Annotated in this window: 23 protein-coding genes; 20 read left to right on the forward strand and 3 right to left on the reverse strand. The window is 65.8% G+C overall.

Annotated elements, in window-relative coordinates; genetic code table 11:
- Window positions 1–10: 10 nt before the first annotated feature.
- Both U742_RS0121630 and U742_RS0121635 read right to left on the reverse strand, forming a co-directional pair.
- Window positions 11–823 (reverse strand): carbohydrate ABC transporter permease, encoded by an 813-nt coding sequence (locus U742_RS0121630; protein ID WP_029356895.1) that lies wholly within the window; start codon window positions 821–823, stop codon window positions 11–13.
- Between the two features lie 15 nt (window positions 824–838).
- Window positions 839–1,621 carry an SDR family NAD(P)-dependent oxidoreductase gene (locus U742_RS0121635; RefSeq protein ID WP_029356897.1) on the reverse strand — a complete coding sequence of 261 codons (783 nt, stop codon included), beginning with the start codon at window positions 1,619–1,621 and terminating at the stop codon, window positions 839–841.
- 230 nt (window positions 1,622–1,851) lie between these two features.
- Here U742_RS0121635 and U742_RS0121640 point away from each other — a divergent pair, with 230 nt between their 5' ends.
- The 9 genes from U742_RS0121640 to U742_RS0121680 all read left to right on the forward strand — a co-directional run bounded on the left by U742_RS0121640 (window position 1,852) and on the right by U742_RS0121680 (window position 11,728).
- On the forward strand, window positions 1,852–2,697 hold the full coding sequence (locus U742_RS0121640) for a DeoR/GlpR family DNA-binding transcription regulator (protein ID WP_029356899.1): 846 nt from the start codon (window positions 1,852–1,854) through the stop codon (window positions 2,695–2,697).
- A gap of 22 nt (window positions 2,698–2,719) precedes the next feature.
- Window positions 2,720–3,520 carry a BtpA/SgcQ family protein gene (locus tag U742_RS0121645; RefSeq protein WP_029356900.1) on the forward strand — a complete coding sequence of 267 codons (801 nt, stop codon included), beginning with the start codon at window positions 2,720–2,722 and terminating at the stop codon, window positions 3,518–3,520.
- Window positions 3,521–3,532: 12 nt separating this feature from the next.
- Window positions 3,533–5,023 (forward strand): FGGY-family carbohydrate kinase, encoded by a 1,491-nt coding sequence (locus tag U742_RS0121650; RefSeq protein WP_029356902.1) that lies wholly within the window; start codon window positions 3,533–3,535, stop codon window positions 5,021–5,023.
- Entirely contained in the window at window positions 5,020–5,622 is a 603-nt protein-coding gene (locus U742_RS0121655; RefSeq protein ID WP_029356904.1) for an HAD family hydrolase, read from the forward strand. The genes U742_RS0121650 and U742_RS0121655 overlap by 4 nt, the downstream gene beginning before the upstream one ends.
- Window positions 5,623–5,942: 320 nt before the next feature.
- On the forward strand, window positions 5,943–6,944 hold the full coding sequence (locus U742_RS0121660; protein WP_029356906.1) for a TRAP transporter substrate-binding protein: 1,002 nt from the start codon (window positions 5,943–5,945) through the stop codon (window positions 6,942–6,944).
- Between the two features lie 11 nt (window positions 6,945–6,955).
- Window positions 6,956–8,818: a TRAP transporter large permease gene (locus U742_RS0121665; protein ID WP_051661414.1), complete on the forward strand. Its 1,863-nt coding sequence runs from the start codon at window positions 6,956–6,958 to the stop codon at window positions 8,816–8,818.
- 4 nt (window positions 8,819–8,822) lie between these two features.
- Complete coding sequence (locus U742_RS0121670) at window positions 8,823–9,872, forward strand: LacI family DNA-binding transcriptional regulator (protein WP_029356910.1); 1,050 nt, start codon at window positions 8,823–8,825, stop codon at window positions 9,870–9,872.
- Between the two features lie 12 nt (window positions 9,873–9,884).
- Window positions 9,885–10,640 carry an SDR family NAD(P)-dependent oxidoreductase gene (locus U742_RS0121675; RefSeq protein WP_029356912.1) on the forward strand — a complete coding sequence of 252 codons (756 nt, stop codon included), beginning with the start codon at window positions 9,885–9,887 and terminating at the stop codon, window positions 10,638–10,640.
- 143 nt (window positions 10,641–10,783) lie between these two features.
- Entirely contained in the window at window positions 10,784–11,728 is a 945-nt protein-coding gene (locus U742_RS0121680) for a sugar kinase (RefSeq protein WP_029356914.1), read from the forward strand.
- A gap of 194 nt (window positions 11,729–11,922) precedes the next feature.
- Here the strand turns inward: U742_RS0121680 and U742_RS0121685 are convergent, their stop codons facing one another.
- Entirely contained in the window at window positions 11,923–12,945 is a 1,023-nt protein-coding gene (locus U742_RS0121685; protein WP_051661416.1) for an AraC family transcriptional regulator, read from the reverse strand.
- A gap of 347 nt (window positions 12,946–13,292) precedes the next feature.
- On the opposite strand from U742_RS0121685, the gene U742_RS22320 reads away from it, so the two are divergent.
- The 11 genes from U742_RS22320 to U742_RS0121740 all read left to right on the forward strand — a co-directional run bounded on the left by U742_RS22320 (window position 13,293) and on the right by U742_RS0121740 (window position 24,147).
- Window positions 13,293–13,925: a hypothetical protein gene (locus U742_RS22320; protein WP_248310462.1), complete on the forward strand. Its 633-nt coding sequence runs from the start codon at window positions 13,293–13,295 to the stop codon at window positions 13,923–13,925.
- 198 nt (window positions 13,926–14,123) lie between these two features.
- A complete protein-coding gene (locus tag U742_RS0121695; protein ID WP_248310460.1) occupies window positions 14,124–16,436 on the forward strand; it encodes a DUF3604 domain-containing protein in 2,313 nt (770 codons plus the stop codon).
- Window positions 16,433–17,572 (forward strand): hypothetical protein, encoded by a 1,140-nt coding sequence (locus U742_RS0121700; protein WP_038362419.1) that lies wholly within the window; start codon window positions 16,433–16,435, stop codon window positions 17,570–17,572. Before U742_RS0121695 ends, U742_RS0121700 begins: the two co-directional genes overlap by 4 nt.
- 14 nt (window positions 17,573–17,586) lie before the next feature.
- Window positions 17,587–18,576, forward strand: a complete 990-nt coding sequence (locus U742_RS0121705; RefSeq protein WP_248310461.1) for a peptidyl-prolyl cis-trans isomerase — start codon at window positions 17,587–17,589, stop codon at window positions 18,574–18,576.
- A complete protein-coding gene (locus U742_RS0121710; protein ID WP_029356929.1) occupies window positions 18,573–19,595 on the forward strand; it encodes a HupE/UreJ family protein in 1,023 nt (340 codons plus the stop codon). The genes U742_RS0121705 and U742_RS0121710 overlap by 4 nt, the downstream gene beginning before the upstream one ends.
- Window positions 19,596–19,628: 33 nt before the next feature.
- The gene (locus U742_RS0121715; RefSeq protein ID WP_248310463.1) at window positions 19,629–20,207 is read left to right on the forward strand and encodes a HupE/UreJ family protein; all 579 of its coding nucleotides are present in this window, start codon (window positions 19,629–19,631) and stop codon (window positions 20,205–20,207) included.
- Window positions 20,204–20,809, forward strand: coding sequence for a HupE/UreJ family protein (locus U742_RS22710; protein ID WP_029356933.1), 606 nt, complete (start codon window positions 20,204–20,206; stop codon window positions 20,807–20,809). Before U742_RS0121715 ends, U742_RS22710 begins: the two co-directional genes overlap by 4 nt.
- 260 nt (window positions 20,810–21,069) lie before the next feature.
- Window positions 21,070–21,879, forward strand: a complete 810-nt coding sequence (locus U742_RS0121725; RefSeq protein ID WP_029356935.1) for an ABC transporter substrate-binding protein — start codon at window positions 21,070–21,072, stop codon at window positions 21,877–21,879.
- Between the two features lie 82 nt (window positions 21,880–21,961).
- Window positions 21,962–22,258, forward strand: a complete 297-nt coding sequence (locus U742_RS0121730) for a hypothetical protein (protein WP_029356936.1) — start codon at window positions 21,962–21,964, stop codon at window positions 22,256–22,258.
- Window positions 22,259–22,279: 21 nt separating this feature from the next.
- Window positions 22,280–22,846, forward strand: coding sequence for a CGNR zinc finger domain-containing protein (locus tag U742_RS22330; RefSeq protein WP_081853146.1), 567 nt, complete (start codon window positions 22,280–22,282; stop codon window positions 22,844–22,846).
- A gap of 32 nt (window positions 22,847–22,878) precedes the next feature.
- A complete protein-coding gene (locus tag U742_RS0121740; protein ID WP_197028313.1) occupies window positions 22,879–24,147 on the forward strand; it encodes an NAD(P)/FAD-dependent oxidoreductase in 1,269 nt (422 codons plus the stop codon).
- The last annotated feature ends 2 nt before the right edge of the window (window positions 24,148–24,149 follow it).

Below are 24,149 nucleotides of genomic sequence, written 5' to 3' on the forward strand. Positions count from 1 at the left end.
CTGGAAGGTTTTATTTGAGGGCCCCAAGCGAAAGCCCCTTGATGAGGTATTTGCGCAGGAAGGGGAGAAGGATGAGCACCGGCGCCAGCGCCAGCAGCGTCGCGGCGGCGAGCGGGGCGATGTCGACGCCGGCATGGGTCTCAAGCCCCGCGAGCCCGACAGGCAGGGTCTGGCTGCTCGAATCGCTCAGGATCAGGGCGTAGAGGAACTCGTTCCAGCTCAGGATGAAGCCGAGCAGGCCGGCGGCCAGGATGCCGGGGCCGGCGACCGGCACGGCGATGCGGATGAAGGCCTGCCAGCGTGTCGCGCCGTCCATCCGCGCGGCTTCTTCCAGCGAGCGGCTGTCGCCCTCGAAGAAGCTCACCATCATCCATGCCATGAAGGGCAGGTTGATCGCGACATGGGCGATGACGATGGCGATCCGCGAATCCACCGGCAGCACGCTGAGAAACACCATGAACAGCGGCAGCACCAGAATGATCGGCGGCAGCATCTGGCTCGCCAGCACCGCGATCCACAGCGGCGAGCCGCCGGTGCGGAAGCGCGCGGCGGCATAGGCCATCATGGTGGCGAAGGGCAGCGAAATGAGCGTGGCGAGCACCGCGATCAGCACGCTGTTGCCGAACCACAGAGCGAACGGGAAGGAGCGGAACACCTCGATGTAATTGTCGAGGCTGAGATGCCCGATCTCGGGCGGTATCTTATAGGCGGTGAGCTTGTCGGTCAGGCTGACCCGCAGCACCCACACCAGGGGCAGCACGATCATCGCCGAGAACGCGATGAGGATCGCGTGACGGACGAAGGTGCGCAGGGTGTGCGGCATGCCGATTTTCCCCGCTCAATCCATCCTCACGCCGCCGGTCACATTCACGCCCTGGCCGGTCATGAAGCGCGCGGCGTCGGAGGCGAGGAACAGGACGACGTCGGCGACATCCTCCGGCTCCTCCAGCCGGCCCAGCGGGGTGAGCGAGACGTACTCCTCCCGCACGGCGTCCGGCGTCATCTTGCGAAGCGAGGCCTCCCATTCGACCTCGCGCTCCTGCATCGAGGTGCGCACGAAGCCGGGGCAGACCGCGTTGACCCTGATGCCGTGTGCCGCCATCTCGCGCGCCAGCGACTGGGTCCAGCCGAGCACAGCGAACTTGCTGGCGGAGTAATGCCCGAGCAGCGGCGCACCGACCTTGCCGGCGAGCGAGGCGGTGTTGACGATCACGCCCTTGCGGCCCTCGTCGAGCAGACGGCGGCAATAGATCTGGTTGGCGAGAAAGACGCCGCGCGTGTTGACGTCGAAATTGAAATCCCACTCCTCATCGGTCAGCTCGATGGCGGCGCGCATGGTGGAAACGCCGGCATTGGCGATGAGGATGTCGATGCCGCCCAGCGCTTCGAACGCGCCGTCGAGCGCGCTCTGGACAGAGGCGCGCACCCGCACGTCGATCGGCAGGCACACAGCGTCATTGGCGAGCTCATCGGCCAGAAGCTGCGCCCGCGTCACATCGAGATCGGTGATGGCGACGCGAACCCCGGCACCATCCAGCGCCCGCACGATGGCGGCGCCGATACCCGACGCCCCGCCGGTGACGAGCGCGGTCTTGCCGGAGAGATCGAAGACGGAGCGCATTCACCAGCCTCTGTTACGTCGGTTCGCTTCCGGCACGCCTCGAGCGCGCATGATGGCGCAAATGCTGGGATGGCGATGCTCAGCACCTGGATGCTTTCACAAAACCAAACATCAGGCAACAATGCCGAACATAATTTCTTGCTGTTTTGTTCGTTTATGTGCAAACCTTCATCAACAAGCCGCCCATTGCCGCGAATGCAGGCACCGGGGCGACGGTCGGAACTGGCAACATGAAACGGGTCGAGCACGAGGAAGCCGAACGATCGCCGGGCAGCGGTGCCGGCCGCATCCCCGCGAGCGCGCGCCAGATGCAGATCATGGAAGCCATCGAGCGGCACGGTTTCGCCTCGGTCGCCCGCGTCGCCAGCGATCTCAACGTCTCCGAGATGACGGTGCGGCGCGATCTGGTCATTCTCGAAGAGAAAGGCCTGCTGACCCGCACCCATGGCGGGGCACTGGCGATCGGCGCCGGAGCGTCGGCTCGCGAGGTGTTCGATGCCGAGGAGCCGGTGTTCGAGCAGCGCCGCCGCCTGCACGCCGCCGACAAGGAATTGATCGCCGCCGCGGCCGCCCGCTTGATCGGTCCGCGCGAGACCATCGGGCTCGACGTCGGCTCCTCCGTTCTGGCATTGGCCGAGCACGTCGCCGCCCGTGCGGATTTGCGGGTGCTCACCAACAATCTGCGCGCCGCGATCCGGCTGTCGACCGGCCGCAGCCCGGTCTACACGCTGGGCGGACAGGTGCGTGACCCTGAACTGTCAGTGGTCGGAGCCGGCGCCGTCGCCCAGCTCAAGGACTATTTCCTCGACCGGGTGTTCATCGGCGTATCCGGTCTCATCGAGAGCGGCCTCTACGACTATTCCATCGAGGATACCGAGGTGAAGCGCGTCTTCATCGAGCGCGCCGAGCACGTGGTTGTGCTGTGCGACGCCTCCAAGTTCGACCATCGCTCGCTCGCCCGCGTCTGCGGGCTGGAAGCCATCGATGTGTTGGTGACCAACGCGGCGCCCCCGCCGCATCTCGCCGAGGCGCTTGCCGCTGCGGACGTCGAGGTGGTGGTGGCCGGGCCGGCATAGAATGCAATCCCAGGAGTGACGCATGGTTTTCGAATTCTTCGGCCCGCGGCCCAAGGCGATTATCGCCATGGCCCATATCGGCGCCCTGCCCGGCTCGCCGCTCTATGATGCCGATGGCGGCATGAACAAGCTGATCGACGGGGTCGCGAGCGACGTCGAGAAGCTGCAGGCCGGCGGCGTGCATTCCATCATGTTCGGCAACGAGAATGACCGCCCCTATCAGCTCACGGCCCCGGCCGAGGGCGTCGCGGCCATGACGGCGGTGATCTCCGCGATCAAGCCGATGCTGAAGGTGCCGTTCGGCGTCAACTACCTTTGGGATCCGGTCGCCTCCATCGCCATCGCCACCGCGACCGGCGCCTCCTTCGCCCGCGAGATCTTCACCGGCCTGTTCGCCTCCGACATGGGCCTGTGGGAGCCGAAGGGCGCGGAAGCGCTGCGCCTGCGCCGCAATCTCGGCCGGCCCGACCTCAAGCTGCTGTTCAACATCAATGCCGAGTTCGCCGCCACGCTCGACACGCGCCCGATCGAGCTGCGCGCCAAGAGCGCGGTGTTCTCCTCGCTTGCCGACGCCATTCTCGTCTCGGGCCCGCTCACCGGCCAGCCGGCCGATGCCTCGGACCTGCGCAAGGTGCGCGAGGCGCTGCCCACCATCCCGCTTTTCGCCAACACCGGCGTGCGGCTGGAGAATGTGCGCGATGTGCTCTCGGTGGCCGATGGCTGCGTGATCGGCACCCACTTCAAGGTCGACGGGGATACCTGGAACGCGGTGGACGGCGAGCGCGTGAAGCGCTTCATGGACGTCGTCGAAACCATCTCCTGATCGGGAAGCTGTATGTCGCCGGCGCACGTCATCGGGCTGGATATCGGCACCACCTCGACCATTGGCATCCTTGTCCGCCTGCCCGACACCGTCGTCGCGCTCGCCTCCCGCCCGGTCACGCTGACATCGCGTCATGCCGGCTGGGCGGAGGAAGACCCCGAGCAATGGTGGACCAATTCCTGCGCCGTGCTGGCCGAGCTGCTCGACCACGCGCCGGAGGCCCGCGCCTCGCTGAAGGGTCTCTGCGTCACCGGCATGCTGCCGGCCATCGTGCTGCTGGACGAGGCCGGCAAGGTGCTGCGCCCGAGCATCCAGCAGAGCGACGGACGCTCCGGGCCGGAGGTGGCGGAATTGGCGGCCGAGGTCGACCAGGCGGCCTTCCTCGCCCGCACCGGCAATGGCGTGAACCAGCAGTTGGTGGCGACCAAGCTGCGCTGGATCGAGAAGCACGAGCCGGACGTGTTCGCCCGCATCGCCACGGTGTTCGGCTCCTACGACTACATAAACTGGCGGCTGACCGGCGAGCGGGCGGTCGAGCAGAACTGGGCGCTGGAAGCCGGCTTCATCGATCTCGCCAGCCATGAGATCAGCGACGAGCTGGTCGCCCTCGCCCATGTTCCCCGCAGTGCGATCCCGCGAAAAATCGCCTCGCATGCGCTGCTCGGGCCGGTGTCGGCGACCGCCGCGCGGGAAACCGGACTGCCTGCGGGCGTGCCGGTCTTCGGCGGCGCCGCCGACCACATCGCCTCGGCCTATGCCGCCGGCCTCATAGCCGACGGCGACGTGCTGCTGAAATTCGGCGGAGCCGGTGACATCATCGTGGTGTCGCAGGCAGCCAGGCCCGATCCCCGGCTCTATCTCGACTATCACCTCATTCCCGGCCTCTACGCCCCCAATGGCTGCATGGCAGCCTCCGGCGCCGCGCTGAATTGGATAGCCGGCATCATTGCTCCCGGCCAGGAGCGCCCGCACCGCGAACTCGACCGGCTCGCCGCCGACGTGCCGGCCGGCAGCGACGGCGTGACCTGCCTGCCCTATTTCCTCGGCGAAAAAACGCCGATCCACGATCCGCTGGCGCGCGGCACCTTCACCGGCCTCAGCCTCAGCCATGGCCGCGGCCATCTGTGGCGCGCCTTGCTGGAAGCCGTCGCCTACGGATTCCGCCACCATCTCGAAGTGCTGCGCGATGCCGGTCACGCCACCAATCGACTGTTCGTCTCCGATGGCGGCAGCCACAGCCGCGTCTGGATGCAGATCATGGCGGACATCGCCCAGCAGCCGGTGAGGACCCTGCTCAACCATCACGGCTCCAGCGTCGGCGCCGCATGGCTGGCGGCCATCGGCTCCGGGCAGGATGTGTGCTGGGAGGATATCGGCCGCCTTGTCCAATACGACCGCGAGATCGCGCCAAATCCCGAACATGCCGCGGTCTATGAGCGCGGCTATCAGGATTACCGCGCGCTCTATGCGGCGTTGCGGCCCTATTTCCGGAGGCACGCATGAGCGGCCTGCCAAAGGCGGTCGCCTGGGACATCGACGGCACGTTGATCGACAGCGAGCCGTTGCATCTGGCCGCGCTCGTCACGGTGTCCGCGCGCTACGGGCTGGACCTCTCCCACGAGCCGGAGGAACGCTTTCGCGGCCGGCACATGGGCGATGTCTGGCGCGCGTTGCGCACGTTCTATCCGGGGGGCTTGAGCGAGCAGCGCTGGGCCGATGAGATCATCGACACCTATATCGCGCGCGCCCCCTCGCTGCGACCGATGCCCGGCGCTCTGGAGACCATGCGCGAGCTGCACGCGCGCGGCATTCCGCAGGCCTGTGTCTCCAATTCGGAGCGGCGCGTGGTCGACGCCAATCTGGAGGCGCTCGGCGTACTGGAACTGATCGCGTTTTCCATCAGTCGCGACGACGTCGCCGCCGGCAAGCCCGACCCCGCGCCCTATCTGGAGGCCTGCCGCCGCCTCGGCGTCGCGCCTCGCGACGTGCTGGCCGTGGAAGACAGCGATCCCGGCACGCAGTCCGCGCAGGCGGCGGGGCTGAAAATCCTGCGCGTCGACGCAGGCGGTGTCAGCTTCAAAATGTTGAATTTATCATTTTGATACATCGACTTGCGTCGATGGCTCGTCAGCACATCTCGCCGTCTTCGGTCGCGCCAGCCATTGCGAGGCTCAACGGCCTTTGCGACGCCGAAGTCGTCCCGTGAGCAGCATCAACGATCTTCCGCCCCGGAGTCGGCAGCCCTCCACGATCCTCGACTGAGGGCGCGGTCAGGAAACGGCGAATCCGGGCGCCCTGGGCCTTGTGGTTGTGAGGCACCCCACAGTTGTCACCAACGCTTGACAGGTTCCCTTGGGTAGGTTTATCGATTCACTAAATCGATAAACCGTCGCAATAAAGCGACGTAGTGGGAGGGAATAAAATGCCGCAACTGACCCGCCGCGCCGTCACATTTGGGGCGTCCGCCGCCATTCTTGCGCCGATGGTAAGGCGCGCCAACGCAGCCGTCGTGCTGAGGATGTCATCCTCGCTGACCGCCGACGCGAACTCATCGCACTACGTCTGGTTCGAGAGGTTTCAGAGCAGCCTCAAGGAGGTGCTCAAAGATGAGATCGTGATCAATTACTTCCCGAACAACCAGCTCGGCAAGGAGTCCGACGTCGTTCAGCAGGTTCGCCTGGGCGCCATCGACATGATGATTTCGGGAACCTCGATCTGGGCCACCATCACGCCCGAGATCGGCAGCCTCGATCTCGGCTACCTGTTCTCCGACAACGATCATGTGGGTCGGGCGCTTGACGGAGCGGCGGGCGCGGCGCTGTCGGGCATGATGGATGCCAAAGCCTCGGTCCGGGTTCTCGGCTACGGCTACAGCCTAGGCGCCAGGAACGTCTACACCCGCCACCCCCTCGCTGCGCCCTCGGATCTGCATGGCGTCAAGGTCCGCGTGCTCCCGGTTCCCAATTTCATCGCGACGCTCAAGGCGATGGGTGCGGTGGCGACGCCGATTCCCTTCGGAGAGATCTACACCTCGCTGCAGACCGGCGTGGTCGACGGAGTGGAGCAGGACGCGCCCACCGTTCTCGCCGGGAAGTTCTATGAGATCGCCAAGTACTGCACGCTGACCCAGCACATCTACAACCCCGTGATGCCGGTCATGAACAAGCGTTCGTTCGACCGGTTGCCGGAACCGATGAAGCCGGCGTTCCTCAAGGCGGCGAAGGAGGCCACCATCTACCAGCGGGCACAGGCCGCCACGGCCGAGGTTCGCGCGTTCGAAGAGCTGAAGAAGCTCGGCGTGAGCATTTCCCCTACGGACCGGGCCTATTTCCGCGCCAAAGTCGAGCCGCTGTGGGGCGAGTTTTCCACTCAGTATCCGGCGGTGAAGCCGGTGATCGACGCTATCCGTTCCTCGGCAAGCTGACTGGCCCGGTCATGTCCACCGAAATCTCCTCGATCGGCGAGACTTGCTTGCGAATCTCCCTGGCGCGGACGCTCGCCCAGGCGTCCGCCGCCATCGCCGCCGCCGCCCTGGCCGCCGACGTGCTGGTCGTCTTCGCGTCGGTCATTTGGCGCTATCTCCTCCACGACCCCCTGGAGTGGGCCGAGGAAGTGGCGCGCGCGCTGATGGTGACGCTGGTTTTCTGCGGCGCCGCCACGGCGACCGCAAGAGGGCGCCATGTCGGCGTCGACCTGCTCCAGAACCGGCTGCCGCGCCATGTGCGCGCCGCGCTTGCGGCCGGCATTCGCTGGGTCCTCGTTGCGGTCGCGGTGGGGCTCCTGTGGTCCAGCCTGTCCCTCCTCGCCGAATCCTTCGCCCAAACGACCCCGACCGGGCTGCCGCAGGCTATCTACGTCGCTCCGGTGGTGTTCGGGGCCGGTATCATGAGCATCGGCGCGCTTGAGCATGCCGTGGAGGGACCGGCGCGGTCGGTGGTCGGGTCGGGGCTGGCGGTCCTCGCCTTCCTGCTCGGCCTCCTGGCGATGCCGCATCTTTTCGTCGATTTCCGCCCGCCTTCGGGCGCGCTGATGATCGGCCTTTTCGCATTGGGGATTCTCGCGGGCGTCCCGATCGCGTTCACGCTTGGATTTTCGGCCCTTGTCTTCTTCATCACCGAGCCGAGCCTGCCCTTTCTGTTCTTCGCTCAGCAGGCCGCGGCGGGCGTCGATCATTTCGTGCTGTTGGCGATCCCGTTCTTCCTCCTCGCCGGAGCGGCCATGGAGGCCAATGGGATGTCGACGCGGCTCGTCGAGCTGATCGTCCGCGGCATGGGCCGCTTTCGTGGCGGGATGAATCTCACCATCGTGCTCGCCATGGCGTTCTTTTCGGGCATCTCGGGATCGAAGCTCGCGGATGTCGCGGCGGTGGGAGGGGTGCTGATGCCGGCCGTCAGGCGGGCCAAGCAGAATCCCGCCGACGCCGCCGGCCTGCTCGCCACGTCGGCGGTGATGGCCGAGACCATCCCGCCCTGCGTGAACATGATCATCATGGGCTTCGTGGCGAACATCTCGATCGGCGCGCTGTTCCTGGCGGGCATCGTTCCGGCCGCGATCCTCGCCGGTGCGCTGTGCATCATCGGCGTGATCTATGGTGGCCGCATCAATGTCGCCGAAGCCTATCCCGTTCTGACGCCGGCCCGGCAATTGGCCATCGGCGCCGCGGTCGGTCTCGTCATGGTCCTGATGATCGGGAAGGGCGTCGTCTCCGGGATCGCGACCTCGACGGAAATCTCCGCCTTCGCGGTGGTTTACGCGCTTGTCGTCGGCTGGATCACGTTCCGGGAGCTGACATGGCGGGCGGTCGTCAAGCTGTTCATCGATACGGCGACCCTATCCGGGATGCTGCTCTTCATCATCGCGGCGGCGACCAGCGTTTCGTTCGCGTTGACCATCGAGATGATACCCCAACGCCTCGCGGACCTGCTGATATCCGTCGGCCAGACCCAGGGCGCGTGGTTGTTCATGGCGCTTTCGATCGTGCTTCTGGTCGTGTTCGGCGCCGTACTCGAAGGCGCACCGGCGCTCATCATCTTCGGGCCCATCCTGGTGCCGATCGCGCAGCGGCTCGGGTTTGATCCGCTGCACTACGGGTCCGTGCTGATCATCGCGATGGGGCTGGGCCTGTTCGCCCCTCCCATGGGCCTCGGCCTCTATACCACCTGCGTCGTATGCGGAGTGTCCATGTCGGATGTCGTCAGACCCATGAGAAAATATCTGCTCGCACTGGCAGTGGCTCTGGCCGTGGTCGCGGCCCTTCCGATGATCACGCTCTGGCTGCCCCGCGCCATGGGATATTGAGGACATGTCCGACGTTACTATCCAGGATGTCGCCCGGGCGGCCAGCGTATCCACCGCAAGCGTCTCGAACTTCCTCAACGGGCGGCACGACCGGATGCGCCCGGAGACGCGGGACCGGATCCTGTCCGTTATCAAGGACCTCGACTACAAGCCGAGTGGGGTCGCAAGGCAGCTCAAATCGGGCCAGGCGCCCATGATCGGCCTCCTGGTGCCGACCGTGGCAAACCCGTTCTTCGGCGAGCTCGCGGTGGCGGTCGAGCGATCCGCGCAAGCGCAGGGCTTCCACGTTCTGCTGTGCAACACCTTGCGCGACCTCAAGCGGGAGCGCGAATTCGCGAATGAACTCGTCGCTTACGGCGTTCGCGGGCTCATCTCCGCGTCGGCGCTGACGGATCTCGACGAGGTGAATTCGCTCATTCGCCGTGGTGTTTCCCTGGTGTTCTTCGATGTCCAGAGCCTGGATGTCGGTGGCATGGGCGTCGACGTCGTCACGCTCGACAATGCCGGCGCATCCCGGCTGGCGGTCAATCATCTGGTCGGGCTTGGGCACCGCCGCATTGCCTATGTCACCGCGCCCACCGGCACCATCAGCCGCTCGGCGCGCCTGCGGGGTTATCGCGAGGAAATTCGCGCCAATGCCTTGGATTTCGAACTGGTGGTGATCGAGGAGGCCCGCAAGCGCGACGGGGCCTACGGCGACACGGACCTCGCGGAGCTCGGGCGCCGTGCGGCCACCCGCATCGCCACATCGACTCCGCGGCCGACTGCGGTCGTCGCCATGAACGACATGATCGCATTGGGACTGATATCCGGCCTGCGTGACGCCGGGCTGAACGTGCCGCATGACATCTCGATCGTCGGCATCGACGACATCAATGTCGCGTCTCTGCTTTCTCCGTCGCTGACGACCATCCGCCAACCCTTCGCCGAAATGGCCGAAGCGGCTGTCGGAGGACTGAAGAAGCGCATGGCGCTGCCCACGCAAAGCGGCAGCGAACACGTCTTCGCGCCCGAGCTGATCGTGCGCGCCTCCACAGCGTCCCCCACCTTATGAAGAGTTGAGCTAATGAACTTCGCAGGAAAAGTAGTGCTAATCACCGGCGGCGCCTCGGGGATCGGGGGCGCCACGACGCTGGCATTCGCCAAGGCCGGTGCGCAGGTCGCATTCACCTATATGTCGAGCACTGCCGAAGCCGCCTCCCTGGCCGATACCATTGCGCAGTCCGGCGGCAAGTGCCTGGCCATCAATGCGGACATGACCGTGCCGGCCGGAGTGGATGCGGCATTCCAAGCCGCCGAGGCGGAATTTGGACCCGTCGATGTCGTTTTCGCCAACGCGGGAGGGCTTCTCCAGCGCAGCCGCTGCACGCAGATGTCGTTCGATCTCTGGCAGCAGTCCATCGCCGTCAACCTGACGAGCACGTTCCTGACCTGCCAGGCCGCGCTGCGCTCCATGGAGCCGCGCAAGACAGGCGTCGTGGTGACGATGGCGTCCCTGGCGGCTTTCGACGGCGGTGGGCCGGGCGCTTCACACTACGCGGCGATGAAGGGGGCAGTCGCAACCTATACCCGCGCGTTGGCCAAGGAGGTCGGGCCGCTCGGTATCCGGGTCAACGGTGTTGCACCGGGACTGATCGGCACGCGTTTCCATGACACCTTCAACACGCAGGAGGGACGGAGGCAGACCGCGGAGCGCACGCCTCTTCGCCGCGAAGGGCGCCCCGACGACGTCGCCGACGCCGTTCTCTACCTGGCATCGGACCACGCATCGTTCCTGGCTGGCGAAATCATCCAGATCAATGGTGGTCTCGGCCTTTACTGAAGTATTGGCACGCATCCATTGCAGGTGGCGGTCAAACCGGCGCGCGGCTGAACCGGGGCCGGCATCGATGCTGGCCACCGGCTGCGGGCGGCGGACTGCAGCCTTTCCACTGACCGACCATCAAGGGCCGAGGAACCCGCGCCATGGGCGAGGTTGCCGCCGACAAAGGCGCGACTAAGGTCGCCTGCATCGGCGAATGCATGATCGAGGTGCGCCAACCTGCCCATGGGCCGGCCAGCCTCGGCTATGGCGGCGACACGCTCAACACTGCAGTCTATCTGGCGCGGCTCGGCATCGCCACGAGCTATGTCACCGCGCTCGGCGACGACAGCTGGAGCGAGACGATGATCGCCGGCTGGCGGGCGGAAGGCATCGACACATCCCTGGTGGCCCGCCTGCCCGGCCGGCTGCCGGGGCTCTACATCATTCAGACCGACGCGCGCGGGGAGCGGCGCTTTTCCTATTGGCGCGACACCTCGGCCGCCCGGCATTTGTTCGACCTGCCAGAGACGCCGCATCTGGCGGCGGCACTCGCTAGTTTCGACCTTGTCTATTTTTCCGGGATCACCTTGTCGATCTACGGTGCTCATGGGCGGCAAACACTGTTTGCGGCGCTTGACGAGGTCCGCAGCCGGGGCGGGCGCGTCGCTTTCGACACCAATTTCAGGCCACGCGGCTGGCCCGACCCGGCAGAGGCGCATGATGCGTTCCGACGCGCCATTGCCGCCGCCGACATCGTCTTTGCCTCCTCGGAGGACCTGGAACTGCTGTGGGGAGCTTCCGGTCCCGATGATTTTATGACCGGAGAGGGCGCATCGGAGCGGGTCTTGAAGCTGGAGGTGCCGGCGTGCCGCGTCTGCGCGCCGTTCAGTGCCGATATCCTGGTTGAGGCCGAACCTATGCCGCCTGGCGCGATTGTGGATACCACAGCCGCCGGCGACAGCTTCGCCGCCGCCTTTCTCGCCTCCCGGCTGAACGGCCGCACCCCAGCCGAGGCGGCCGCTGCCGGTCACCACCTCGCCCGCACTGTGGTCCAGCATTCTGGCGCGATCATCCCGCGCGCCGCGATGCCGACAATACCGGCTTGATACCCCGGGACCTCCGGCCCGCTCGCGCATCAAGGAGGGATCTCCAGGTTCGATTCGCCGCCGACAGTGCGTCCCTTTCAGCGGTAGAAGCCTGGCTCGCAAGCAAACATTCATCGTTGAGCAACCCTGGTGGGGGCCGGAAGCGGATTCCAGCCGCGCGAGGCCCACATCAGGCCAGGTTCATGCTCTGGCTCTCAGCTACCATCCCGCTTGCTTGTACGAAATTCGCGCGGTCCGATGCCCGTCACCTTGCGAAAGGCTCGCGTAAAGCCGGCGGGCGAGGAATATCCCAGCTCCGCTGAAATATGGGTGATCGAGCCGCCCGTGTGCCGCAGCAGCTCGGTCGCGCGCTGGGTTCTCACTGCGCTCGTGAGGCTGCGAAAGTCCGTGCCGGCGCGATGAAGCTCGCGCTGCAGCGTGCGAACGCTGGTGTCCATCGACCGCGCGATATCGTCGATCAACACGCTGCCGGTCAGGACCTGGGTGCGGATCTGTTCGATGGTGACGCCGAGCAGACTTCGCGGCGCGCCGTCAGGCCAGTCGCGCGCGACATCCTCGATGGTCATGACGGGCCGGGACGTGGATGTGCGGGTCGATCCGGCCATCAGGTGGCGTCGTTCAAAGACGACCGCGACCGCAGGCGCGTTGAAATGAACCGGACACTGAAACGTGTCTTCGAAAAGAGAAATCTGGCGCGGCGCTTCGATGTCGAGTTCGACGCGTATCGGTCGCCAGTTTTCAGGCAAATAGGCCCTGAAGAGGCTCAACAACTCGCCGGCCGCAGCGCTCGCGACAGTGGGATAGCCTTTGGCGCCGGCCGAAGCAAAGGCATAGCTGTATTTTGCTTCGTCGGCCGAGGTCGTGATGGACAGCTTGTCATAAGTACTGTGATAGCGGAGGGCCGCGATGCTGCGCTTGATGGCATGGCCGAGGGTGTCCGCCCCGAACACATAGCGTCCGAAGCTGCCATAGTCGCCCGCGTTCATGCTGGGAGCGATCAGCAGCCCGAGATGCGGCTCGCCCGCCGCCTTCCCGACCGCATGGACGAAGTCCACCACCGCCTGTTGGGGGATGAAGCAATTCGTCCCCTCGATCAGTTCGACGTCGATCCCTGCGGCGCGATTGGCCCGCTGCAGCGCCGTTTCCCCGATCTCGCTTCGTATGAAGGCAGGCAGGCCCTGCAGGACATGGCTGGAGATCACAGGAACCGTGGCCATGCGACAACTCTCCTGAGCATCGGCATCGGTGGCGTAAAATGGGTGGTTTCGATACCCGCCGCCGCTTAGCGTAGCAACAGTCACGTGAAGCTGCGCCGCAGAAAACGGGGCCTACGAAGACGAATCCCGGTGGTGATTTGGCCTGCAATATCAAGAATTCACGATCCGGATGGGTTAGCAGGCGTCGCGGCACACACCCGGGATAGCATGTATTCGCATCGCACCTTCCTCACTGTTTTTGGACGATGATGCCGGCCAGGCAGACAACACGAACACGTATTTTGCGTCACGGAGAACAGCCGATGTCGAAGCGACCGTTTCTGATCCCCCTCACACTCTCCCTGACGATGCTTTCTCTAGGAGTCGCCGTCGCGCAACAGGCGCCGAATGCCATCACGGCGCCGGCTACAAAGACGATCGGCACGGCGAAGACCCAGATCGAGCCGGCCCTCATCGTCATGAACGCGAAAGGTGCGAGCCTGCAGGGCAACAAGCTCGTCCTCAAGGGGATTTCTCCCAACTCGATCATGTTCGCGGATCGTCCAGTTCGCGCCGCCGGCCATGCGCTCACCGCGCATCTGCTGGAGGAGTGGTCGGCCGGCGACAGCTTTGCCAAGGATCCGCCCAACGCGACCGTCTCGGTCCTGAGCAAGACCGGCGACGGCGTGCAGGACGTGGTGGTGACGCTGAAATCGCCACAGCTCGAAGGCGACACCCTCACCTTCGACGTCGCAGTGCTGGAAGGCTCGCTCGACGGCAGCGAAGGGCCGGCATCGGTGTTCATCGATATCATCGGGATGCCGTTCACGCCGCTGTCCTTTGCGGGCGTCGCCCGCCGCACGGCGTATCGGGGTGCCTGGTATGCGGGTGCCGCGGCAGGAGCTGCAGCCGCTGCCGCCCCCTATTATTACCGCCCGCCGGTCGCCCCCTATTACCGTCCGCCGGCTTGCGGGTACTACCCATATCCGCCATGCTACTGACCAACACGACCGAGCCGTCGGGCATATCTTGCGAGGAATGAGGCCTTTCTTCTCGCAAGAAGGCTGGTGTCATCAAGATGAAATAGCACTCTCATCTATAAACCTCATCCTCGCGACTGTGGTCACGAGTCGATGAGGCCATCGCGCCGATCGAGACGGAACGCTGAATCAAATATAGAGGACCGAAGGGCGGGGGCCATGTCGAAGTCACTTGTTGCAAGACTGTACGGAATCGCGCCTGCTGCTTGCGCAGCGATCCCTCTGCTTGGCGCTCTCGATGCGCCGGCCACGGCGCAGAGCGCCCCGGAGCGCAAGGCGTATTTCGGCGAGACGCACGTCCACACCAGTTGGTCGTTCGACGCCTACATCTTCGGCAATCACATCACCGGCCCGGCGGATGCCTACAAATACGCCAAGGGAGAGCCGATCAAGCATCCGCTCGGTTATGACGTAAAGATCACGACGCCGCTCGACTGGATGGGTGTGACCGATCATTCCGAATATGCCGGGGTCGTCCGGCTTTCGAATGATCCGAACTCCCCCATCAGCAAGCTGCCGATCGCCGACAAGCTGAAGGTGCGGGACGCCGCCGACATCCAGCGCATCTATCTCTGGCTCGGCACCAGCATGATCAAGGAACAGCCGATCGAGGCCCTGGTGAACCCGGAGATTTCGGACACGGTCTGGAAGGCCAACAATTCGGCCGCCGATGCCGCCAACGAGCCCGGCAAGTTCACCGCCTTCTGCTCCTATGAGTGGACGTCGAATCCCGACTTCCGGAACATGCACCGCAACATCTTCTTCAAGGACTGCGCGAAGATTCCGAGCCGCCCGTTCAGCTCGCTGGAATCGCAGGCGCCCGAGGACCTGTGGAACTGGATGGACGGCCAGCGCAAGGCCGGCAACGAGCTGCTCGCGATCTCGCACAACGCGAACCTGTCGGGCGGACTCATGTATCCGACGGAGGTCGACTTCAAGGGGCGGCCGATCGACCAGGCTTGGGCCGAATCGCGCGATCGCAATGAGAAGCTGACCGAGATCAAGCAGATCAAGGGCGCGTCCGAGACGCACCCGCTGCTCTCGCCGAACGACGAGTTCGCCAATTACGAGATCCTCAACTACCTGCTGGGCGACCCGCAGGGACAGTTCATCACCCTCGGCGGCAGCTATGTCCGCCAGGCGCTGAAGGACGGCGTCGCGATGCAGCAGGCGCGCGGCTACAATCCGTTCAAGACCGGCGTCGTCGGCGGATCGGATTCGCACAACACGGCCGTGCCCTATCGCCAGGAGAACTTCTTCGGCGGCCATGCCCGGCTGGACGGGGCGGTCAAGGAGCGCATGGCGGGCCATAATTTCGCGGGTCTCGACGTCCGCTTCGAGAACCCCGCCGGCCTCACCGGCCTGTGGGCGGAGGAGAATACGCGTGTGTCGCTGTTCGAGGCGATGAAGCGCAAGGAGACCTTCGCCACCAGCGGCCCGCGCATCACGCTGCGCTTCTTCGGCGGCTGGGACTATGCGTCGGGCGCGACCGACCGCGCCGACTGGGTCAAGGTCGCCTATGCCGGCGGCGTGCCGATGGGCGGCGATCTCCAGCCGCGTTCGGGCGAGAAGGCACCGACCTTCATGGTGTGGGCGGTCAAGGACCCGACCTCGAGCAATCTCGATCGCATCCAGATCGTCAAGGGATGGTCGAAGAACGGGCAGTCCTTCGAAAAGGTCTATGACGCGGTGTGGGCCGGAAACAGGAAGCCCGATCCGATAACCGGCAGGGTGCCCGCGATCGGCTCGACCGTCGACATCACGGCTGCGAGCTATACCAACACGATCGGCGCGGTGGAGCTCAAGGGCACGTGGACCGATCCGGACTTCAATCCGGCCGACGACGCCTTCTACTATGCCCGCGCCATCGCGATCCCCACGCCGCGCTGGACAACGATCCAGGCCAAGGAGCTCGGCGTGCCCCCGCCCGAAGTCGTGCCGGCGACGGTGCAGGAGCGCGCCTGGTCCTCGCCGATCTGGTACACGCCGACGGCCGAGCAGCGCGTCGCTGCGCAGGAGGGCACGACGGAAGCGGACCTCAAGGAACAGGGGGCGGTCGTGCTCGACGAGGCGTCGCTCAAGGCGCTGCTGGTCGGCAAATACACCTGGATCCGCAACAATGTGACCGGCGCCATCTTCAAGGTTCAGTGGGGGGAGAATGGCCAGATGCTGGTCATGAACGTCGATCCCCGCATCCCGCAGCCGTCGGAAGTGGGTGATGTGGCGGGCGGCTCCTATCTCGGCACGCCGAGCGACTACTCGATCCGTGACGGCAGGGTCGCGACCTGGTTCGGCAACCGCGAATATGAGTTCACCGTCTACAAGCTCGCTGGTGGCTCGAAAGACCTCCTGACCAGGGGCGATACCTATCTTGCCGCGCGAAGCAACGAGTTCGGCTACGCGAACTACGAGATCGTGCCGACGCCTGTGTTCCTCGGAACGGATGTCAAGGACCCGACGGTGCCGCAATGAGATCGGTGCCGAGGCTCGCCGCGGCGCTGCTCGGCGCCGCGCTGGTTCTGGGCGCGGGCCCCGGACGCGCGCTTGCCTGTGCGATCTGCCTGTCGGCGGTGTCCGTCACCACGGGGCAGAAGCTGGATGCCGCCGACCAGGTGGCCCTCGCGACGCCGGTCTCGGACGGCGAACGGTTCCGGATCGTGGAGGCCGTCAAGGGCGACGCTCCCCTCGGCACGATCGTCGAGGCGAGCGCCGACCGCGCGGAAGCCGCCCCTTCCCAGGCCGGGAAGTCGTATCTGCTTGCCCGCAACGGCCTGTCCGGCCGCTGGACGAATTTCGGCGTGATCGGCGCCGGGAACGCCAGTTGGCTGCGCGAATTCCTCAAGACCAATGACGGACTCGCGAAAGCGCCGCCGCGCGCATGGCCGGTGGCCAATACCGTTCAGGCCACTCCCGACAGCACCAACTGGCCCGAGCGGATTCTGCTGATCGCGCCCCATCTCGAAAGCGAGGATCGGCTTGCCGCCGAAATCGCCTTCGGCGAGCTCTCGCGCGCTCCCTATGAATCGATGCGCCGGCTCAAGCCCGTGCTGGATGCCGACCGGATTCGCGGCTGGATCAAGGACCCTGCGCTCTCCCGGCGTCACGATGCCTACTTCCTGCTCCTGGGCATCGCGGGCGGCAGCGACGACGTCGCGATGGTGGAGGAACGGCTCGCCACGGCCAGGGCCTCGCACGATGCGACGCATCTGGCCGCGATGCTGGCGGCCGATCTGGAATTGAGCGGTCCGTCACGCGTCGGATGGATCGAGGAGAACTATCTGGCGGACCGCAGCCGTTCCCTGCCGGAAATCGAGGCGGCGCTGCTGGCGTTCAACGTGCATGGAGGGGCCGGCGGCGTGGTTTCCCGCCAGCGCATCGTGGACGCCTATCGGAGCTTCATCCGCACGCGCACGCCGATGGCCGGGTTCGTCGCGCCCACTCTCACCGAGTGGAAGGCGTGGGATGCCGTGCCCGATTATGTCGAGGTGCTTCGATCGAACGCCGTGAAGGACCCTGCCGGGCAGTTCGCGATCCTGGTCTATCTGCGGGACAGCCCGGACGGCAGAGCACATGCGGCGGCGACGGCCTTCACCGCACAGGCGAACTGAGCGGACACTCCGATATGAGCAGCCCTGCGGAAGATGGTCCCCGTCTCGACACCCCTTCACCCGCCCCGGAGCCGGGACAGGGCGGAGGGCGCTCATGGACCGGACGGCTCCTGCGCGAGCCGCTGCTGCATTTCGTCGTGCTTGGCGTGCTGGTGTTCGGCGGCTATCGGCTGATCGACCACCAGCCGCAGGCGCCGGCCGGCGCCCAGCGCATCGAGATCACCAATGACGATCTGCGCCAGTTGGCCGTCGGGTGGCTCGCGCAGGGACGCGACAAGCCGACACCCGACCAGCTCCGCGCCATGGTGGACCAAAAGGCCGTCTCGGAGATGCTGGTCCGCGAGGCGATCGCGCTCGGCCTCAACAAGGACGACGAGGTCATCAAGCGACGCCTCGCGCAGAAGATGGACTTCCTGCTCGCCGACATCGCGGCGCTGGCTCCGCCGACCGACGAGGAGCTTGCGGCCTGGTTCGCGGCGCACAAGGCCGAATTCACCAGGCCGCCGCGGATCCGTTTCCGTCATCTCTATTTCTCGTTCGACAAGAGAGGCGAGGGCGCGCGGGCGGCCGCCGAAGCGAGCCTCCCGCTTGTCGCCGGCCGCTCGCCCGCCTCGCTTGGAGAGACGGATGTCGCCGACCCCTTCATGTTCCGCGACTACTATGCCGACGTAACTCCCGAGCAGATGGCGAAGGAATTCGGCGGGGTATTCGCCAATGCGCTTTTCGAGTTCAAGCCGGGAGATTGGCGCGGACCGATCGAATCCGGCTATGGCTGGCATCTGGTCTGGATCGACTCCTACGAGGCCTCCCGCGTTCCGACGCTTGAGGAAGTCAGGCCGACCGTCGCCCAGGCCTGGCAGGCGGAGAAGTATCGCGAGGTCAAGCAGCGCGCGATGGACGAGATCCGCTCCCGCTACCAGGTCGTCGCCCCGTCCCTCGACAATCTCAACATGGACGACCTGACCATTGCGCCGTCGGGTCCGAGCGCTTCGGTCGCGGAATGACGGCGAAGCTCGTACGTCACCTGGCCGCGACGAGGCTGCTGCTCGCGATCGTCATAGCCGTTATGGGGCTGAGCGCCCCAGTGGCAGCGCATGAGGTGAGGCCCGCCTATCTGCAGATCGACCAGACGGACGCGAGCCGCTACACGATCCTGTGGAAGACGCCGCTGCTGTCCGGCATGCCGCTCCCCGTCGTCCTGAAATTTCCCGGCGACGTGACGCATGTGATGGAGCCGCAGGAGCGGCCGCTGCCCGGCTCTATCCTGCAGAAGCGCATCATCTCCGCGCCCGGCGGCCTGGCCGGGCGTCAGATCGACTTCGTCGGGCTCCAGGCCACGATCACCGACGTTCTTGTCCGCGTGACCTGGCTCGACGGCAGACAGGCGAGCGCGATCGTGCGACCGTCCCAGCCCTGGTACACCGTTCCCGCGGAGCAAAGCGGTTGGTCGGTCGCCTGGGAATATCTGAAGCTCGGCATCCGGCACATCTTGTACGGGCTCGATCATCTGCTGTTCGTCGCCTCGCTCATGCTGATCGTGCGCGACTGGCGCGTGCTGGTGAAGACGATCACGGCCTTCACGCTGGCCCATTCGATCACGCTCGCCCTCGCCACCTTCGGTCTCGTCACCCTGCCCGCTGCGCCGGTGGAAGCCATGATCGCGCTCAGCATCCTGCTCGTCGCCGCCGAGGCGGTGCGGATGGAGCGCGGCGAGACGAGCCTGACGATCACCTGGCCATGGGTGGTCGCCTTCGGGTTCGGGTTGCTCCACGGCTTCGGCTTCGCCGGCGCCATGGCGGATCTCGGCCTTCCGCAGCGGGACCTCCCGATGGCGCTGCTCTTCTTCAATATCGGCGTCGAAATCGGCCAACTGACGTTCATCGCCGTGCTGCTCATGGTGGGGTACTCGGCCCGCCTCATCTTCGCGTTCGGCAGACCCATGCGGATCGCCGCGGCCTACGGCATCGGCACAGTCGCGGCATTCTGGGCGGTGGAACGCCTCGACACGATCTTTCTCGGATAGGAGGCTGACTTGGCGTGGAACAAATACGGCGCCGTGGGCGCGATGGTCTGGCTCCTGGCCGTCGTTGCCGCCGAGCCCGTCCTCGGGCACACGGGCGAAGAGCATGGGGCCGGCGGATTCTCGAGCGGGTTCATGCATCCGCTTCTGGGGCCCGACCACGTGATCGCCATGGTCGCCGTCGGGCTCTGGGGTGTGTTCCTCGGGGCGCCGGCCATCTGGGTCCTGCCCATCGTCTTTCCGCTGGTGATGGCGCTCGGCGGCGTGTTCGGCATGATCGAGGTGCCGCTCCCCTCGGTCGAAACTGGCATCGCCCTGTCGGCGGTAGTGCTCGGCCTCTGCGTCGCCTTCGCCGCCAAGCCGCCGCTCTGGGCGGCGGCGCTCATCGTCGGTACCTTTGCGATCTTTCACGGCTATGCCCACGGTGCAGAGATGCCGGTCGCGTCCGACGCGGTGTCCTATGCGCTCGGCTTCGTCATCGCGACGGGGCTGCTTCATCTTTGCGGCATCGCCTTCGGCCACCTGGCCCGTTGGCCGGCCGGGAGGGTCGCCGTCCGCATGGCGGGCATCCTGATCGCGGTCATCGGCGGCGCGTATCTCACCGGCGTCGCGTGATCCGGCGCTGCTCCGTCCTTTCGACCGGAGCCCTGCTGTGGCTGGCGCCTCGGCCGGCTCTCGCGCACGGCGCTCTGGAGGGTGCCGGCGACTTCTATGCCGGGCTTCTGCATCCGGTCGTCGTGCCTGCCGAGCTTCTGGCGCTCGTGGCGACGGGCCTGTTGATCGGCAGGGCCGGCCTCGCGACGTGCCGGTGGGCGATCCCGATGCTTGCCGGCGGCGTTGCCGTCGGGCTCGCGGCGGCGCACGCCGTCGACGCGCTATCCGGGGCAACGACGGCGTTGATCGTGTTCGCGCTGGCCACCGCGGCGATCGTCACCACGGGGCTGCGCGCGCCCATGGGGATCGGAGTTGGTCTGGCATCGCTCACCGGCGTCGCCGTCGGGTTCGATGCGGCACCGGAACCGAACGCATGGTTCACGCTGCTCTTGACCGCCGCGGCGACATTGCTGGGGAGCACGGCCATCGCCGCGATCCTCGCAGCGCTCGCGCTCAAGGCGGAACAGCACTGGCAGCGCATCGCGGTGCAGATTGCCGGCTCATGGATCACCGCGAGCGCGCTGCTCTATCTCGCTTATCAATTCATGGCGCCTGCCCGGTAGGGCTCGGGGACGCAGCTCGCTCGCGGTCGGAATGCCGAGGATGGAGCGTTGAGCCGATGTCCCCGAAGCGGACGTCGATACCCTTGCGGCGCGTTGCATCAGGGAATTTGGGAAGACCGGGACAGTGACGGCAGGTCAAGCCATGACAGGCGAGACAATCAAGGCTCCCTGGACCAGACTGACCCGCGAAACAAAGTAGCTAAACTTGACTAGCTCATTTTGTGGACATAGCGTCCCGCTGCCTTCCATAGGAGCAGCCAATGCCCTTCAACCTTCTCGCAAGAGCCTCCACCTTCCTCACCGCATGCCTTTTCGGCCTCGCCGCCGCGCAGGCCGCGCCCGCCGATGTCGAGCTCAACCAACCCGGCACGCTCAGCGTCTGCATCGTCGACTCGAATGCGCCGATGTCTTCCGTCGTCGATGGCAAGCTTGTCGGCTATGAGGTCTCGTTCTCCGAAGAGATCGCGAAGCGCCTCGGCCTGAAACCTGATTTCAAGTTCACGGTTTTCGAGGGAATCTTCTCCACCGTTGCCAACCATGTCTGCGACATGTCGGCTGGCTCGCACTCGATCACGCTGAAGCGGCTCGAGATCATCAACTTCTCCAGCCCGCATTTCGTCGGCTCGTTCACCATCCTCAGCAAGGCCGACAGTCCGACCAAGACCGTCGCCGACCTCGCCGGCAAGCGCCTGGGCGTTGTGGCCGCCTCGATCCAGGAGACCTACGCGAACGAGACCTACAAGAAGACCACCGTCATCCCGTTCCCGGATTCCGCGGCGATGCAGATCGCCCTGCTGTCCGGCCAGATCGACGCCGCCTTCTTCGAGGGCGGCCTCGCGGCGATCTACGTGAAGGAATCGCAGACCCCGCTGCAGGTCGTGGTGTCGATTCCCAATGACGATCAGCCCGCGGGCCTCGGCATTGCGAAGGACCGGCCCAAGCTGCTCGCCGCGGTGAACAAGGCGGTCGCCGACATGATCGCCGACGGCACCTATGCCAAGATCTACAAGGAGACGATAGGCGGCGACGTGCCCAAGCTGCCCGGTCCGGACTTCAAGCCCAGCCGCTGAACCACCGAGACACCTGGCGTGGGTGCGTTTTGCGGCGCACCCACGGCCCGGCCGAGCGACGCCAAGGGAGACTGGGCCGTCCATGGGATTCTGGAACACGTTCTTCAATTCCAGCTACATGCTGGCCGTGCTGCCTGAGATCATCCGGGTCGGCATCATCAACACGTTGAGCATCTCGATCGCGGCGACCATCGTCGGCATCCTCATCGGCATGCCCATGTCGCTTCTTGCGCTTTCCCGCGTCGCCGTTATCCGGGCGCTGGGCGAGATCGCGGCCGATCTCGTCACGGGCGTGAAGCCGGCTTTCGATCTCGCTCCCTTCGCCATCCCGTCCAGCCTCTATACATCCTCCGTCCCGCGTCAGATGTTCGTGCCCTGACAACCTCCAAAGGTACGAAGAATGTCGATGCTGATCCCCGATACCGTCCGTTCGCTGGGCGTGTGCGCCGAACTCGTGAACTACGAGGACGGAGCGGAAACCGGCATGGTCACCAAGGAATGGGCCGTCTCCATGATCCGGCGCTACAAGATGTCCTATGTCGGCCCGCTCGACGAAGCCGTTCGGGCCCGGCTGCATGCCCTTGGTCCGGAGTTCCGCCCGCTCTTCGACATGAAGGAGGGCCAGCTCGCGGACTGGGCCAACGCGACCGTAAGGAAGCTGCGCATCTATCCGCAGATCGTGACGCATGACGATCTCGGCTGGCACATCCACTATTTCGAGGCCGACACCCCCCTCGTCGACCGCATCCGCGGCTCCACCGCCATGGCTGCCATGGACGTGGTCCAGCGCGGCGAGGCGCGCCGGCTGCGGGTCTGCACGGCGGTGGATTGCGACAACGTCTTCCTCGATACCACGCGCAACCTGTCGAAGGTCTTCTGCGATCCGGCAAGCTGCGGAAACCGCATGCACGGAATGCGCTTTCGTCAGCGCAACCGTGTCAGGGAACAGCAAGGCCCGACACAATGACGCATTCGAAGGCCCACGTTGACGTTGCGATCGTGGGCGGAGGTATCATAGGGTGTGCGGCGGCCTGGTATCTCACCCGTCGCGGCCTTCGCGTCGGGCTCTATGAGAAGGGCCGCATCGCCGGCGAGCAGTCAGGCAAGAATTCCGGCTTCGTGCGCAAGCAGGGACGCGACGAGCGCGAGATGGCGCTGATCGTCCGCAGCCTCGAACTTTGGCGCGGGATCAACGCGGAGATCGGCGAAGAGACCGGCTTCGTCTCGCATGGGAACCTCGCCGTCGCGGCCGACGCGGACGCGCTGGCACGAATGGAGGCCTGGCTCGGCATCGCTCGTGCCTTCGGCGTGGACAGCCGGGTGCTCGGCGCCGCCGAGCTCGGCAAGGCATTCCCCCGTCTTCGCCCGGGCTTCGCCGGCGGATTGTTCACCCGGAGCGACGGGCAGGCCGAGCCCACGCTCGCCGCCCCGGCCATTGCGCGCGCCTTGCGGGGGGCGGGCGCCGACGTGCAGGAGAACGTCGTCGTCGAGGAGCTGATCCGCGAAGGCGGTCGCGTGACCGGCCTGAGGACCGAGCGGGGCGAGGTGAGAGCCGGCACGGTCATCGTGGCCGCCGGGCTCTGGACGCGCCTCTTCCTCAGCCGATACGGCGTTGAGCTGCCGCAGAGCGACCTGAAGGTCTCGGTCGGCCGCACGGCACCCTTCGACCACGGATTGACTGTGCCCGCCTGGACCGCGAGGACGCTGGTGCGCCCGCGCCACGACGGCGGGCTGACCATATCGCTGGGCACGATGGGACCGCTCGACTTCGAGCCGACATGGCGCAACCTGGCGCCCGCCCCGCGCTTCCTGCCGACCTTCCTCGCCAATCGCGAGGCGACGCGGATACGTCTCGGCGGCCGCTTTCTCGAAGACCGCCGCTGGGTGGCGACCTATACGGGCGCGCGGCGGGACCGCTATGACGAAATCCGCGTGCCGGACGTGCCGCCCAACGTGGCGGTGCTCGACGCGAGCCGGAAGGCCGCCGCGATCGACTTCACCTTTCCCGATCCGCTCGAGCTGGTGGAGAGCTGGGCGTGCCGGATCGACGTTACCCCCGACGCGGTCCCGGTTCTGGGCAGCATTCCCGGTCTGCCCGGGCTGGTGGTGGCGACCGGCATGAGCGGCCACGGCTTCGGCATCTCGCTCGGGGTCGGGGAGGCGATCGCCGAACTCGTTGCCACCGGCCGCTCCGCCATACCGCTCGACGCCTTCCGCATCGAACGCTTCGCCGAACGCTATTTCGCCGCGCCCCAGAACGTCCTCTGACG

Origin of the sequence: Allobosea sp. 117 (assembly GCF_000702305.1) — a bacterium.
Lineage (GTDB): Bacteria > Pseudomonadota > Alphaproteobacteria > Rhizobiales > Xanthobacteraceae > Ancylobacter.

Excerpts from the sequence above, each read along its gene's own strand:
- U742_RS0121630 (WP_029356895.1), bottom strand. The coding sequence starts at position 823 with ATGCCGCACACCCTGCGCACCTTCGTCCGTCACGCGATCCTCATCGCG.
- U742_RS0121635 (WP_029356897.1), bottom strand. The coding sequence starts at position 1,621 with ATGCGCTCCGTCTTCGATCTCTCCGGCAAGACCGCGCTCGTCACCGGC.
- U742_RS0121640 (WP_029356899.1), top strand. The coding sequence starts at position 1,852 with ATGAAACGGGTCGAGCACGAGGAAGCCGAACGATCGCCGGGCAGCGGT.
- U742_RS0121645 (WP_029356900.1), top strand. The coding sequence starts at position 2,720 with ATGGTTTTCGAATTCTTCGGCCCGCGGCCCAAGGCGATTATCGCCATG.
- U742_RS0121650 (WP_029356902.1), top strand. The coding sequence starts at position 3,533 with ATGTCGCCGGCGCACGTCATCGGGCTGGATATCGGCACCACCTCGACC.
- U742_RS0121655 (WP_029356904.1), top strand. The coding sequence starts at position 5,020 with ATGAGCGGCCTGCCAAAGGCGGTCGCCTGGGACATCGACGGCACGTTG.
- U742_RS0121660 (WP_029356906.1), top strand. The coding sequence starts at position 5,943 with ATGCCGCAACTGACCCGCCGCGCCGTCACATTTGGGGCGTCCGCCGCC.
- U742_RS0121665 (WP_051661414.1), top strand. The coding sequence starts at position 6,956 with ATGTCCACCGAAATCTCCTCGATCGGCGAGACTTGCTTGCGAATCTCC.
- U742_RS0121670 (WP_029356910.1), top strand. The coding sequence starts at position 8,823 with ATGTCCGACGTTACTATCCAGGATGTCGCCCGGGCGGCCAGCGTATCC.
- U742_RS0121675 (WP_029356912.1), top strand. The coding sequence starts at position 9,885 with ATGAACTTCGCAGGAAAAGTAGTGCTAATCACCGGCGGCGCCTCGGGG.
- U742_RS0121680 (WP_029356914.1), top strand. The coding sequence starts at position 10,784 with ATGGGCGAGGTTGCCGCCGACAAAGGCGCGACTAAGGTCGCCTGCATC.
- U742_RS0121685 (WP_051661416.1), bottom strand. The coding sequence starts at position 12,945 with ATGGCCACGGTTCCTGTGATCTCCAGCCATGTCCTGCAGGGCCTGCCT.
- U742_RS22320 (WP_248310462.1), top strand. The coding sequence starts at position 13,293 with ATGCTTTCTCTAGGAGTCGCCGTCGCGCAACAGGCGCCGAATGCCATC.
- U742_RS0121695 (WP_248310460.1), top strand. The coding sequence starts at position 14,124 with ATGTCGAAGTCACTTGTTGCAAGACTGTACGGAATCGCGCCTGCTGCT.
- U742_RS0121700 (WP_038362419.1), top strand. The coding sequence starts at position 16,433 with ATGAGATCGGTGCCGAGGCTCGCCGCGGCGCTGCTCGGCGCCGCGCTG.
- U742_RS0121705 (WP_248310461.1), top strand. The coding sequence starts at position 17,587 with ATGAGCAGCCCTGCGGAAGATGGTCCCCGTCTCGACACCCCTTCACCC.
- U742_RS0121710 (WP_029356929.1), top strand. The coding sequence starts at position 18,573 with ATGACGGCGAAGCTCGTACGTCACCTGGCCGCGACGAGGCTGCTGCTC.
- U742_RS0121725 (WP_029356935.1), top strand. The coding sequence starts at position 21,070 with ATGCCCTTCAACCTTCTCGCAAGAGCCTCCACCTTCCTCACCGCATGC.
- U742_RS0121730 (WP_029356936.1), top strand. The coding sequence starts at position 21,962 with ATGGGATTCTGGAACACGTTCTTCAATTCCAGCTACATGCTGGCCGTG.
- U742_RS22330 (WP_081853146.1), top strand. The coding sequence starts at position 22,280 with ATGTCGATGCTGATCCCCGATACCGTCCGTTCGCTGGGCGTGTGCGCC.